Source organism: Streptomyces sp. NPDC001890 (genome assembly GCF_042891445.1).
Lineage (GTDB): Bacteria > Actinomycetota > Actinomycetes > Streptomycetales > Streptomycetaceae > Streptomyces.
The window spans coordinates 61,160-74,741 of sequence record NZ_JBIATE010000005.1 but is presented as its reverse complement, the minus strand read 5'-3'; the positions used below and the strand labels follow the sequence as shown (position 1 = coordinate 74,741).

10 protein-coding genes are annotated in these 13,582 nt (G+C 72.8%); 3 read left to right on the top strand and 7 right to left on the bottom strand.

From position 1 onward, the window contains the following. Positions 1-142 precede the first annotated feature (142 nt). The 3 genes from ACFYY1_RS16780 to ACFYY1_RS16770 are packed head-to-tail and all read right to left on the bottom strand — an operon-like array spanning position 143 to position 3,227. Complete coding sequence (locus ACFYY1_RS16780; protein WP_388585660.1) at positions 143-1,441, bottom strand: ABC transporter substrate-binding protein; 1,299 nt, start codon at positions 1,439-1,441, stop codon at positions 143-145. Next, positions 1,441-2,280: a carbohydrate ABC transporter permease gene (locus ACFYY1_RS16775; RefSeq protein WP_388585657.1), complete on the bottom strand. Its 840-nt coding sequence runs from the start codon at positions 2,278-2,280 to the stop codon at positions 1,441-1,443. The genes ACFYY1_RS16780 and ACFYY1_RS16775 overlap by 1 nt, the downstream gene beginning before the upstream one ends. Next, positions 2,277-3,227: a carbohydrate ABC transporter permease gene (locus ACFYY1_RS16770; RefSeq protein WP_388585656.1), complete on the bottom strand. Its 951-nt coding sequence runs from the start codon at positions 3,225-3,227 to the stop codon at positions 2,277-2,279. Before ACFYY1_RS16770 ends, ACFYY1_RS16775 begins: the two co-directional genes overlap by 4 nt. A gap of 126 nt (positions 3,228-3,353) precedes the next feature. Between ACFYY1_RS16770 and ACFYY1_RS16765 the strand changes: the two genes are divergently transcribed. Then, the gene (locus ACFYY1_RS16765; RefSeq protein ID WP_388585653.1) at positions 3,354-4,220 is read left to right on the top strand and encodes a phosphotransferase enzyme family protein; all 867 of its coding nucleotides are present in this window, start codon (positions 3,354-3,356) and stop codon (positions 4,218-4,220) included. Between the two features lie 34 nt (positions 4,221-4,254). Here the strand turns inward: ACFYY1_RS16765 and ACFYY1_RS16760 are convergent, their stop codons facing one another. After that, positions 4,255-4,986: a 3'-5' exonuclease gene (locus ACFYY1_RS16760; protein WP_388585650.1), complete on the bottom strand. Its 732-nt coding sequence runs from the start codon at positions 4,984-4,986 to the stop codon at positions 4,255-4,257. 82 nt (positions 4,987-5,068) lie between these two features. Beyond that, entirely contained in the window at positions 5,069-6,301 is a 1,233-nt protein-coding gene (locus ACFYY1_RS16755) for an SAV2148 family HEPN domain-containing protein (RefSeq protein WP_266729035.1), read from the bottom strand. Positions 6,302-6,750: 449 nt separating this feature from the next. Between ACFYY1_RS16755 and glgX the strand changes: the two genes are divergently transcribed. Next, positions 6,751-8,916 carry a glycogen debranching protein GlgX gene (gene glgX / locus ACFYY1_RS16750; protein WP_388585647.1) on the top strand — a complete coding sequence of 722 codons (2,166 nt, stop codon included), beginning with the start codon at positions 6,751-6,753 and terminating at the stop codon, positions 8,914-8,916. A 98-nt stretch (positions 8,917-9,014) separates the two neighbouring features. After that, the gene (treY, locus tag ACFYY1_RS16745) at positions 9,015-11,411 is read left to right on the top strand and encodes a malto-oligosyltrehalose synthase (protein WP_388585644.1); all 2,397 of its coding nucleotides are present in this window, start codon (positions 9,015-9,017) and stop codon (positions 11,409-11,411) included. On the opposite strand, the gene ACFYY1_RS16740 is transcribed toward treY, so the two are convergent. Together ACFYY1_RS16740 and ACFYY1_RS16735 are read right to left on the bottom strand one after the other, a co-directional pair. Next, entirely contained in the window at positions 11,371-12,519 is a 1,149-nt protein-coding gene (locus ACFYY1_RS16740) for a cytochrome P450 (RefSeq protein WP_388585642.1), read from the bottom strand. The two genes, treY and ACFYY1_RS16740, sit on opposite strands and share 41 nt — an antisense overlap. 149 nt (positions 12,520-12,668) lie before the next feature. Continuing rightward, on the bottom strand, positions 12,669-13,568 hold the full coding sequence (locus ACFYY1_RS16735; protein ID WP_388586254.1) for a LysR substrate-binding domain-containing protein: 900 nt from the start codon (positions 13,566-13,568) through the stop codon (positions 12,669-12,671). Positions 13,569-13,582 lie beyond the last annotated feature (14 nt).

The window sequence follows — 13,582 nt, the reverse complement described above, 5'->3', positions numbered from 1 at the left end:
GCCAAAAGAAACGTACCGGTCGGTAAGGGGTGGGGCGGCCGGGGCGGGCACTGCTTGGCCCATGAAACTGAACCGGCGAACACCACGAAGCCCTCCCTGCCGGCACCCATGCACGGGCCGGCGGGGAGGGCCCCGGGGTTCCTCAGCGCTGGTAGCGGGCCAGGACCCGGTTCCCGTCGTCCACCAGACGCTTCCTCAGCTCGTCCGCCCCGATGGCCCCGCTGTAGTACTCCTGGAGGGCCGGAGCGGCGACCTTGTCCTTCCACTCCGGGTAGCCGCGCACCGACTGGGCGGGCGCCGGCCTCAGTGCCTTCGCGACGGCGGCGCCGGTCGCCCAGCCGTTCTCGGCGGCGTGCAGGGACGGGTCGGCGAGGGCCTCGGTGCCGGTCGGGAGCATCCAGTCGCCCTTGGCCAGCCGCACCATGTTCGGCGGCCGCAGCAGGAAGTCGATGAACCGCGCGGCCTCCTTCTTGTACGGGCTGGCCTCCGATACGGACAGGGTCTGCGGGCTCACCCCCTGGGCGAGGCCCGCACTTCCCGCCGGAGCCGGCAGGACCGTCCACTCGAAGCCCTCGGGGGCCTGCTCGACGACCTGCTGACGGTACGAGAAGCCCAGCGGAACCATCGCGTACTTGCCGCCGAAGAACCCGGGAAGGGTGTCGGAGCCGCCCATGCCGAGCGCGGTGCGCGCGGCACTGCGGTCGGTGTTGACCTGGTCGTGGATGGTGCCGGGCACGATCCGGTCGCCCTCGCCCGCCCGGATGGTGACCTTGCCGTCGGCGCCGCGGTGGAAGAGCTTGCCGCCGCCGGAGAGCCCGAGGTTCAGCGTGACGGAGACCGGTTCCTTCAGCGGCCAGGCGATGCCGTACCGCCCCTTGCCCGTCAGGTCGGCGGTGACCTGACGGAACTCGGACCAGCTCCAGGGGTGTTCGGGTGTCGGGATGCGGACCCCCGACTCCGCGAGGATCTTGGTGTTGGCGATCAGGACGCGGGGCTCCTGGAGGAACGGCACTCCGTAGACGCCGTCGCCGAAGGTGGTGGTGGACCAGCTCTGCTGCGGGATGTCGGCGGTCAGCCGGTCGGGGAGCAGCCCGCGCAGGTCCGCGAGGTAGCCGCTGTAGGCGAAGTCGGCCAGGTCGTCGGAGGCGTCGTGGATGATGTCCGGTGCCTCGTCGCCCTCGAAGGAGGTGAGCAGCTGGTCGTGGACGGTGTCCCAGCTGCCCTGGACATAGGTGACGTGGATGTCCGGATGGGCCGCGTTCCACTCCTTCACCAGCTGCTTGTTGGCGTCGACGGACTCCTTCTGCCAGGCCAGCGACTGGAAGCTGAGCTCGATCCGCCCGGCGGTGTCCCGGTCGTCGTCCGTCCCGGCGCAGCCGGTGAGCAGCAGGGCCAGGGCGGTGGCCGCCGCGGCGGCCGTCCTGCGCAGCGATGCCCGCATCAGTTCTTCACCGCCCCGGCCAGCATGCCGCCCGTGATCCGCCGCTGGATGATCGCGAAGATGACCAGCGAGGGCAGGGTGGCGAGGAACGCGGCGGCGGCGAGCGGCCCGAGATCGGCCGCGCCCTCCGCACCGATGAAGTGGGTCAGTACGACCGGCAAGGTCTGCTTCTCCGGTGTCTTGAGCAGGACGAGCGCGAAGAAGAGCTCGTTCCACGCGGTGATGAAGGCGAAGAGCGCGGTGGCGACGATGCCGGGGGCCAGCAGCGGGGCGGTGACCGAGACGAGCGTCCGCAGCCGGCCCGCGCCGTCGACCGAGGCGGCCTCCTCCAGCTCGGCGGGCACGGCCCGTACGTAGCCGACCAGCATCCAGAGCGCGAAGGGCAGCGCCCAGACGACGTACACCATGATCAGCCCCGACAGGGTGTTGATCAGATGAAGGTTCTTCAGGATCAAGAAGAGCGGGATGATCAGCAGGACGAGCGGGAACGCCTGGCTGATCACGACCCAGCCGGTGGCCGCCGTCGAGAGCCTGGAGCGGCGGCGGGCCATCACGTACGCCATCGGCGTGGCGACCAGGACCGCGATGAAGGCCGCGCAGAGAGCGGCGATCAGCGAGTTGGCGGCGGCCTGCAGCAGCGGCTGCTCGTCGAACGCCGTGCGGAAGTTGTCGAGCGTCGGGTTCTCCGGGATCCAGGTGGGATGCAGGGAGCCCAGTTCGCGGGCCGGTTTGAAGGCGGTGGAGATCAGCCACAGGAACGGGAACGCCAGGAAGACGAGGTAGCCGAGGAGCGCGGCGTACTGTCCGGCGCGCGCGGCCCTGCCGGTGCGCATGCTCATCGGTCCTCGCCTCCCCTGAGCCGGCCGGCGAGATACACGGCGAGGATCACGGAGATCACCGCGACCATCACACAGCCCATCGCCGCCGCGTACCCGAACTGCCCGTAGTGGAATGCCTCTTCGTACGCGAAGAGCATCGGCAGCCGGGTACGGCCGCCGGGTCCTCCGTTGGTCAGTACGTAGACCAGGGCGAAGGAGTTGAAGTTCCAGATGAAGTTGAGCGCGGTGATGGAGAGCGCGACGGGCCGCAGCACCGGCCAGGTGACGGTACGGAAGCGGCGCCAGGCACCGGCGCCGTCCAGGGCGGCCGCCTCGTGGAGTTCGTGCGGGGTGTTCTGCAGCCCGGCGAGCAGGGCGACGGTGGTCTGGGGCATGCCGGACCAGATCCCCACGACGATCACGGCGGGCAGGGCGGTGGCGAGTCCGGTGAGCCAGTCCCGGCCGTCGCCGAGGCCGAGATCGCGGATGGTCTCGTTGAGGATGCCCGCGTCCGGGTTGTAGACGAGCCGCCACATGAGGCCCACCACCACCTCGGGCATCGCCCACGGAATGATCGCCAGGGCCCGCGCCAGCCAGCGCAGCCGCAGGTTCTGGTTGAGCAGCAGGGCGAGGCCGAGGGCCAGTACGAACTGCGGGACGGTGACACCGAACGCCCAGACCAGGCCGATCCGGAACGAGTCCCAGAAGAGGGTGTCGTGGAGCAGGTCCTGGAAGTTCAGTCCGCCCACCCACTGGGTGGCGCGGGTACGGCCGGACTGGGCGTCGGTGAAGGCCAGCGCGATGCCGTAGAGCAGTGGGCCGACGCTCAGGACCAGGATCGGGATCAGCGCGGGCAGCACCAGGAACCAGGTACCGGCGCTCCGGTTGACCGGCCGGGACCGTCTTCCCTGCGGGCCGCCGGGTGGACCATGCCTTTCGGAATGTACGGTTGCACTCGCTAATGCCACGAATCCGCCCCCCTTGCGTCATTCGATCGGATTCATACCGTTCTGGCCGCTCAGGTGGCCTCCGTCATCGTGCTGACGGTCCGTCGGTTCGTCAAGCGGGCCTGCACTGATGCGAAAATCGGAGGCATGAACGAGATGCGTGCGCGTGAGGTGCTGACCGCTGCCGGGCTGTCCGGCGGTGCGGAGCTGCTCGCGATGGGTGAGAACGCGGTGTTCGCCGTCGGCGACCTGGTGGTCAAGGTCGGCCGGGACGCCGTGCGCCACCCGGAACTGCGGGAACGGGCCGAACGCGAGGTGGCCGTCGCCCGGTGGCTGGCCGCCTCGGACGTGCCTGCCGTACGGGCCGCCGAGCCCGCGGCGCGCCTGGTCGAGGGGCATCCCGTGACCCTCTGGCACCGGCTGCCCGATGCCGTGCGCCCCCCGGAGCCACGGGATCTGGCGCCGCTGCTCGCCCTGGTCCACGCGCTGCCCGCCCCGGAGGGTCTCGCCCTCCCGCGCCGCGAACTGCTGGGCGGGGTCGAGCGCTGGCTGCGGCTCGCGGGCGACGCGATCGACCCGGCCGACGCCGACTATCTGCGGGAGCGCCGCGACGGCTTCGCGGCGGCCGCCGCCGCTCTGGTCCCCCATCTGCCGCCGGGGCCGATCCACGGCGACGCGCTGCCCCGTAACGTCCATGTCGGTCCGGACGGTCCGGTGCTGGTCGATCTGGAGACCTTCTCCGCCGATCTGCGCGAGCACGACCTGGTGGTGCTGGCGCTGTCCCGGGACCGGTACGGCCTGCCGCCCGAGGCGTACGACGCCTTCACCGCCGCGTACGGCTGGGACGTCCGTGAGTGGGAGGGCTGCGCGGTGCTCCGCGGGGCCCGGGAGACGGCCAGCTGCGCGTGGGTGTCCCAGCACGCGCCGGCCAATCCGAAGGCGCTCGCGGAATTCCGCCGCCGGGTGGCCTCACTGCGCGACGGCGACACGGCGGTGCGGTGGTATCCGTTCTGAGCGAGCCCCTGGACCCGGCCGCGGGGCCGGCCCGTCAGCCGGTGGTGACCCCGGCCGGCTCCCGCACCGGCCAGTGGCCGTCGATCACCGCGTCGGCCGTCCCCTTGCGGCGCAGGAACTGCTGGAAGTCCGCCGCCCATTGCGCGTACCACTCCACCTGGCGCTCGTGCAGCTCGGCGGCGGTCAGCCCGGCCACCGAGCCGTGCCGCTCGGCTATGGCGTACGCCACCCGGACCGCGGCCAGCGCGTCCGCCCCCGCGTCATGGGCCCCGCCGTGCACCACGCCGTACTCGACGCAGACCGCCTCCAGGTTGCGCTTGCCCTTGCGGTAGCGGTCCACGGCCCGGTCGATGGTGTACGGGTCGATGACCGGGCCGATCCCGGCCCCGTCGAGCCGGTCGCTCAGCGACGGCAGCCCGTGCCGTCGCAACTCCGCCGTGAGCAGCGTCAGGTCGAAGGCCGCGTTGTACGCGACGACCGGCACGCCCTGGCGCCAGTAGCCGGTGAGGGTGTCGGCGATCTCGTCGGCCACCTCGCTCGCCGGCCGGCCCTCCGCCGCCGCCCGCTCGCTGCTGATGCCATGGATCGCCGACGCCTGCGCGGGGATCCGGATGCCCGGATCCGCCAGCCAGGCGCGCTGGCGCACCGGCTCCCCGTCCCGGCCGTCGACGCCGACGACCGCGGCTGTCACGATCCGGGCCTCCAGCGGCTCCGTGCCCGTCGTCTCCAGGTCGAAGCCGACCAGCGCCTCCCGGTGCCAGCTCATCCCGTACCTCCTTCGTGGTGCTCTCCCCCAGGTGCTGACCACCCTCGCACGCGCCACTGACAACGCGGTCGCGGCCCCTGGGTCAGGAGACGGGCCGGGAGTCCGCCCACACCGATTCGAACTCCTCGCGGTACGTCTCGAAGAGTCCGTGCTCGTTGTCCTGCCCCGCCCGGACCACGGCGCGCCCGCCGCCGCGCAGCACCAGCACGGGCGCCTCCATGCCGCGTGCGCGCCGCAGATAGGTCTGGACGACCCCGACCGCGTCCGTCCCGTCCCCGTCGACCAGATAGGCCGTGAAGCGCGGCGTCTCGTCGAACACATGGATCTCGAAGGCGCCCGGGTCACGGAGCTTGGAGCGGACCCGGCGCATATGGAGGATGTTCATCTCCACCGACCGGCTCAGCTCACCCTTCTTCAGGCCCAGCTCCCGCTCCCGGCGCTTGACGGCGCTGCTCGCCGGGTTGATGAAGAGCAGCCGCACCCGGCAGCCCGACTCGGCGAGCCGGATGAGCCTGCGGCCGGAGAAGTTCTGCACCAGCAGGTTGAGTCCTATGCCGATCGCGTCGAGCCGGCGCGAACCGCCGAAGAGGTCCTCGGCGGGCAGCTGGCGCTGGAGCCGCACCCGGTCGGAGTGGACCGAGACCACGTCCGCGTACCGGTCGCCGACCAGTTCCTCGACGGCGTCGACCGGGAGCCGGTCGGCCGACGGGACCCCGGCGCCGCTGCCCAGGATCTCCAGGAGCCGGGCGGAGGCGCGCTCGGCCTGGGCGAGCACCGCCTCGTTCAGGGCGCGGTTGCGGGAGACCACGTTGCGGGCGACCTCCAGCTCGTCGAGCGCCAGCTCCACCTCGCGCCGGTCGTCGAAGTACGCCTCGAAGCACGGCCAGTGCTGGACCATCAGCTCACGCAGCTGGGGCAGCGTGAGGAAGCTGAGGACGTTGTCGTCGGCCGGGTCCAGCAGGTAGCCCTTGCGGCGCGAGACCTCGCGCACGGCGACGGCGCGCTGCACCCATTCCTGCCCGGCGGGCCCGGCGGCGGCCACCACCCAGTCCTCGCCGTGGACCGGCTCGTAGATGGGCCGTAGCACCGCGGCGACCACGGCACGCAGCCGCTGCTCCACGAGATTCAGCCAGATGTAGGCCCGTCCGGCCCGCTGCGCGCGCGTACGCACCTCGCTCCAGGCGTCCGCTCCCCAGTCCAGCTCCGCGCCGATCTCCATGGGCTGCGCAAGCGATACCGCCCCTGGCGGGACATCGGTGGAGTCCCCCTCGTGACCCGGGTCACCTGGGGGCAGCTCGAATCCGCCCGAGCTCACCCTCGCACCGCCTTCCACTCCCCCACCAACGATCAAGGAAGGGTACTCCGGGAGCGGGAGCCGGTGCAGCCGGATGCGCATGCTGCTTCGTCAACTCCCCTGCCGCGCAGGCATTTTCCCGGCGGCAAGATCTGCCGTAGTGAGAGGATTCATAGTGATTGACCACCCCATCCCGGGCCGTGGACCGGGCGAGCGCCGGGTTCCCGGGTCCGGATCCCGGTTCCGGGCGACACGAAGCGGCCCGAAGTTGACCGGGCCGCGTGACGGGCCGGTCGGTCCTAGGTAGCCGCACCTCTTTCGGGGAAGATCTGGATCGGAGCCGGCCGGGCGGCCGCCCGGCCGGAGGCCACCCGGCAGGCTCCAGGGCCTGCCCGGCGGACCAGGGGCCGGACGGGCCCTTGCAGCCGCAAGCCCCAGGCACCCGGATCAGAAGTGGAAGGGTCGAACCTATGCAGGTCTGGCCGGGACAGGCGTATCCCCTCGGTGCCACGTACGACGGCGCCGGGACCAACTTCGCGGTCTTCTCGGAGGCCGCCAGACGCATCGAGCTGTGCCTGCTGCACGACGACGGCTCGGAGACGGCGGTGGAACTCAGGGAGACCGACGCCTTCGTCCGCCATGCCTATCTGCCCGGAGTGATGCCCGGTCAGCGGTACGGATTCAGGGTCCACGGGCCGTACGAACCGGAGCGCGGCGCCCGCTGCAATTCGGCCAAGCTGCTGCTCGACCCGTACGCCCGTGCCGTCGCCGGGCAGATCCGGTGGGGCGAGGCGGTGTACGGCTATCCGTTCGGCCGTCCCGACGCGCGCAACGACCTCGACTCGGCGCCGCACACCATGACCTCGGTGGTGGTCAACCCGTACTTCGACTGGGGTGACGACCGGCGGCCCCGTACGGACTACCACCGCACGGTGATCTACGAGGCCCATGTGAAGGGTCTGACGATGCTCCACCCGGGGCTGCCGAAGGAGCTGCGCGGCACCTACGCGGGGCTGGCCCATCCGGAGGTGATCGCCCATCTGACGGAACTGGGCGTCACGGCCATCGAACTGATGCCGGTTCACCAGTTCGTCCAGGACCACCGGCTGGCCGACGCGGGGCTGGCCAACTACTGGGGCTACAACACCATCGGCTTCTTCGCCCCGCACAACGCCTACGCCTCCTGGGGCGACCGGGGCGAGCAGGTGCTGGAGTTCAAGCAGGCGGTCCGGGCGCTGCACCAGGCCGGCATCGAGGTGATCCTCGACGTGGTCTACAACCACACCGCGGAGGGCAACCATCTGGGCCCGACGCTCTCCTTCCGCGGTCTGGACAACGCCTCGTACTACCGGCTGGCGGACGACCAGCGGTACTACATGGACACCACGGGGACCGGGAACTCCCTGCTGATGCGGTCGCCGCACGTGCTCCAGCTGATCATGGACTCGCTGCGGTACTGGGTGACCGAGATGCACGTGGACGGCTTCCGCTTCGACCTGGCGGCGACCCTGGCCCGGCAGTTCCACGAGGTGGACCGGCTGTCGTCGTTCTTCGACCTGGTGCAGCAGGACCCAGTGGTCAGCCAGGTGAAGCTGATCGCCGAGCCGTGGGACGTGGGCGAGGGCGGCTACCAGGTGGGGAACTTCCCGCCGCTGTGGACCGAGTGGAACGGCAAGTACCGGGACACCGTGCGGGACCTGTGGCGGGGCGAGCCGCGGACCCTCGCGGAGTTCGCGGGGCGGCTGACCGGTTCGTCGGACCTGTACCAGGACGACGGGCGGCGGCCGCTCGCCTCGATCAACTTCGCCACCTGCCACGACGGGTTCACGCTGCACGACCTGGTCTCGTACAACGACAAGCACAACGAGGCGAACGGCGAGGGCAACCGGGACGGCGAGAGCCACAACCGGTCCTGGAACTGCGGCGCGGAGGGGGACACCGACCAGCCGGAGATCCTCGACCTGCGGACACGGCAGATGCGGAACTTCATCGCCACGCTGATGCTGTCGCAGGGCGTGCCGATGCTGAGCCACGGCGACGAGTTCGCGCGTACCCAGCGGGGCAACAACAACGCGTACTGCCAGGACAGCGAGCTGTCGTGGGTGCACTGGCCCGATCCGGACGAGGCGGCCCGGGAGGGGGCGGACGGCGCCGACCGGGACGAGGCGGGCACCGGGGGCAGCAGTCTGCTGGAGTTCACCCGGGCGATGGTGTGGCTGCGCCGCGACCATCCGGTCTTCCGGCGCCGCCGGTTCTTCCACGGCCGTCCGGTGGAGGGCACGCACGACGAGCTCTCGGACATCGCGTGGTTCACGCCGGAGGGCGGCGAGATGAAGCAGCGGGACTGGCAGGCCGCGCACGCCAAGGCCCTGACGGTCTTCCTCAACGGTCACGCGATCTCGGAGCCGGGGCCGCGCGGCGAGCGGATCTCCGACGACTCGTTCCTGCTGATGTTCAACGCGGGCGCGGAGACCCTGGAGTTCTCCGTTCCGGTGAATCACGGCCGGCAGTGGCTGGTGGTGGTCGACACGGCGCGCCCGGTCGGCGTCATGCCCGGCTCGGGGCCGAAGGTGGCGGGGGGCGATCGGGTGACGCTGGTCGGTCGCAGCATGGCGGTGCTGCAGCGGCCCGCGTAGGCCCGGGGGCCGTCCGGCCGCCGGGGAGGACACCGCCGGTCGAGCCCATTGCGGCGTTCCGTGACACAGAAGCCGCCAGGCTGGGTACGAACGTCCGCATGACGCCCACCGCCACCTACCGGCTCCAGCTCCAGCCCGACTTCCCGTTCTCGGCCGCCGGGGAGGCCGTGCCGTATCTCGCCTCGCTCGGCGTCTCCCATCTGCATCTGTCCCCGGTCCTCGAAGCCGTGCCCGGCTCCCGGCACGGCTACGACGTCGTCGACCACGGCCGGGTACGCGCCGAGCTCGGCGGTGAACAGGGGCTGCGGGAGCTGGCCCGCACGGCGCGCGGGCACGGTCTCGGGCTGATCGTGGACATCGTGCCGAACCACATGGCCGCCGTCCCCCGCCACAACCACGCGCTGTGGGAGGTGCTGCGCGAGGGCCCCGGGTCGCCGTACGCCCGCTGGTTCGACATCGACTGGGCGGCGGGCGGCGGGAAGGTGCTGCTGCCGGTGCTCGGCGGGCCGATCGGGGACGAGCTCGGCGCGCTCCGGGTGGACGGCGAGGTGCTGCGCCACGGAGAGCAGGAGTTCCCGCTGCGGACCGGCACCGCCGGGCTGCCGCTGCCCGAGCTGCTGGACGCCCAGCACTACCGGCTCGGCTGGTGGCGGCTGGCCCGTACCGAGCTGAACTACCGGCGGTTCTTCACCATCTCGGAGCTCATCGGGGTACGGGTGGAGGACCCCGAGGTCTTCGCCGCCACCCACGGCAAGATCCTCGAACTGGTCCGGGACGGTGTCGTCGACGGGCTGCGCATCGACCACCCGGACGGGCTGGCCGAGCCCGCTGCGTACCTGGAGCGGCTCTCGGCGGCGACCGGCGGGCGGTGGACGGTGGTGGAGAAGATCCTCACCGGCGGCGAGCCGCTGCCCGCGGACTGGGCCGTCGCGGGGACGACCGGGTACGACGCCCTGCACCGCGTGGACGGCCTGTTCGTCGACCCGATGGGCGCCGCGGAGCTGGTCGGCCGCTACCGGGAGTACGCGGGACCCGCCGGCGACCGCGGCGGGTACTGGACGGCGACCGTCCGCCGTGCCGCGTACCGGGTGGTGACGCACGAACTGGCCGCCGAGACCGAGCTGCTGACCCGGCTGGCCGCACGGATCTGCGCCGCCGAGCCCGCGCTGCGCGATCACGCCCCGTGGACGCTGCGCGCCGCCGTGCGCGAACTGCTGGTGCGGATGCCCGTCTACCGCCCGTACGTGACGGCCGGCGGGGCCTGTACGCGGACGGCGCAGGAGACGCTGTCGGACGCGGTCGTACGGGACGCGAAGGCGATGTTCACCGTCGCGGAGGAGGCCTCGGCCGTCGACGTGGTCCGGGAGCTGGCGCTGGGGCGGCTGGGCGAGGGGCCCGAGCGGTCCGCGTTCTGCGCCCGGTTCGCCCAGACCGCCTCGGCGTTGCGTGCCAAGTCGGTCGAGGACACGGCGTTCTACCGGTACGTGCCGCTGATCTCGGCGAACGAGGTGGGCGGCGACCCCGGGCAGCCCGCCGTGACGCCGGAGGAGTTCCACGCGTTCTGTGCCCGGCTGGCCCGCGACTGGCCGGCCACCGGCACCGCGCTGACCACCCATGACACCAAACGGAGCGCCGATGTACGGGCCCGGATCGCGGTGCTCACGGAGTGCCCGCAGTCGTGGTCCGGGGTGCTGACGGAGCTGGACCGGGCGACCCCGGCCACCGCTCCGGATCCCCAGCTCGCCTGGCAGGCCTGGCAGACGGCGGTGGGCTGCGCGAAGCTGCCGAACGGCGAGATGGCGGGCCGGCTGGAACCGGCGCTGCTGAAGGCGGTCCGCGAGGCGGGGCTCTTCACCGGCTGGACCGAGCCCGACGCGGCGTACGAGCGGGCGGTGACGGACTTCGTCGCCGCCGGGCCGGCCGCGAGCGGTGGTCCGGTGCGCGAGACGCTGGAGCGGTTCGCGAGCACGCTCGACCCCTATGTGCGGGCCAACCTGCTGGGGGCGGCGCTGGTGCAGCTGACGATGCCGGGTGTGCCGGATCTGTACCAGGGCACGGAACGGGAGTACATGGCGCTGGTCGACCCGGACAACCGGCGGCCGTTCTGCGAGCCGTCCCTGGACGGGGCCCTCGGCGAGAAGGGCGAGCTGACGGCGTCCGCCCTGCGGCTGCGGCGCGAGCGGCCGGAGGTGTTCGGCGAGTCCGGTACGTACGCCCCGCTCGGCGCGCGGGGCCCGGCGGCCGGGCACTGTCTGGCGTTCTGCCGCTCCGGCGAGGTGGTCACCGCGGTGACCAGGCTGTCGTTGCGGCTGGCGGAGTCGGGCGGCTGGCACGACACGGAGCTGGTGCTGCCGGACGACGGGCCGTGGACCGATCTGCTGGCGTCCGGACGGAAGTTCACCGGGGGCTCGGTCGCGCTCGCCGAGCTCTTCGCCGCGCGGCCGGTGGCGCTGCTCAGCCGGGCCGGACGAGGAGGTTCCGCGGACCTCGGGTGAGCAGCCCGGTGCCGGCCGGGCGGAATCCGTCCGCCCAGCGGAGCCGGGGCATCGCGTCGAGCAGGGCGCGCAGGCCCTGGCCGGCCTCCAGCCGGCCGAGCAGGACGGCGGGGCAGGACACCGGTCCGGTGAGGGACCGGCCCTGGTCGCGGCGGAAGGGGTCGAAGAGGTCGGGGTCGGCGAACCGTTCCGGATCACGGGCGGCCGCGCCGATCAGGCAGGCGACGTCCGCCCCGGCGGGCAGGGTGCCGCCGCTGAGGGTGACCTCGGTGACGGTGCGGCGCAGCACCACCTGGACCGGCGGGTCGCGGCGCAGCGACTCCGTCCAGGCCCGGTCGGCCAGGGCCGGTTCGACGCGCAGGGCGGCGAGGAGGTCGGGGGCGTCCAGCACGTTGGCGAGGAAGGAGGCGAGCGCCCTCTCGCGGAGGCCGGTGTGCCGGGTGCAGGGGGTGGCCGCGGTGGCGGTGCCGGGCGGGGGGCCGTACGCGATGCCGGGCAGCCGGTCGGTGGAGCGTCGGGCGCTCGCGCCGGGGGCGGCGCCGAACGGCAGCCAGCGGCAGAACTCCTCGACGAGATCCGCCTGTTGGCGGCCCGCGATGCGGCGCGCCAGCACGTACGCGGTCCGCTCGATCCGCGCTGCCATGTGACGTGGTACCGCCACGGGCTCCGGCATGTGACGTGGTACCGCCGCGAGCTCCGGCATGTGACGTGGTGCCGCTTCGAACTCCGTCATGTGACATGGCACGGGTCCGGGCGCCGCCGGGTGTCGATCGCGGGGCACGCAGCGGGGGCTGCCGTGGCAGAGCCCGAGCGGGGCGGGGGCGCCGGCGGGTGCGGCGTCGTGCGGGAGGCCGGTGAAGCGGGGGTCGGTCAGGGCCGTGGCCACGTCCACGTACCGGCTGACCAGCCAGGCGCGCAGCGGCACGTCGTAGCTGAGCGGGTACTCCTCGCGCAGGACCCGGTAGAGGCGGTACGGGTCGCGCGCCGCGCCGGGCGCGAGCAGGCTGGGGCCGGCGTCCGGGCGGGGGCCGCGCACCGGTCGCGCACCTCGGCGGCCCCGGCGGCCGAGGTCCGGTGCGGGTATGCCTTCCGGCACGTCGGCCTGCATCCGTACCCCCGGGGCGTCAGGGCGCCGGTGTACGGCGCGGTTCTCCCTCAGGGGAACACCGGCAGGGGCGTCACGCAGTCGGCGTACGGCCGTTCGGGTGAGGGCGAGGCTCCGGGCCGGGCGGTCCCGGCCCGTCGTCGCAGGCGTTCTCAGCCCGCCATCGTACGGGTGCCCCGGACCGGCCCCGGTGGCCCGGCGTCGGCGAGAAGGTCCGTGAACGCGGCGGCGGCCCCGGTGAGTTCCACGCGGGAGAAGATGGCCAGCCCGCGCCGCCACGGAGGTTCGACGGTGAGGACCGCGCAGTCCTCGCCGACCGCTCCGCGCACGACATGCGCGGGAGCCGTGGCGACACCGACCCCGGCCGCCGCCATCCGTACCGCGGTCGACGTGTGCTCGGTGCGCACCGCCGTACGGGGTGTGAAGCCTGCCTGCCCGCAGACCAGGTCCAGGAACGCCTGGCCCTGGACCACGGGTTCCATCGCGCAGCGCACCCAGGGCCGGTCGGCCAGCTCCGGCAGCCGGACCGAGGCGCGTCCGGCGAGCGGGTCGTCGAAGGGGACCACCAGGACGATCTCCTCCTCGCCGACCGGGACGACGGGCCCCGGCCAGCGCGCGGGCGGCGGGCCGACCGCGAGGTCGGCGGTGCCGCGTTCGAGCTGTTCCGCCAGGGCTTCCGGGGTGGCGTACTCGTGGAGGACGAGAGCGACCCCGGGGCGCGCCCGGCGCCAGCGCGCGAAGACCTCGGGGAGGATGCCGACGGCCACCGCGTGCACCGTCGCGATGTGCAGTTCACCGCCCTCCGCGCCCGCCGCCGCCCGCGCCGCCCGCCGTGCCTGGGCGGCGCTGCGCACGGAGCGCTCGGCGTGCGGCAGGAAGGCGCGCCCCATCGGGGTCAGGCGCACGCCGCGCGGCAGCCGTTCGAGGAGGGCGCCGCCGACGGTCCGCTCCAGGGCCTTGATCTGGTGGGAGAGGGCGGGCTGGGTGACGTGGAGGAGTTCGGCGGCCCGGGTGAACGACGACTCCTCGACGACCGTGAGGAAGTACTCCATCTGCCGCAGGCTCA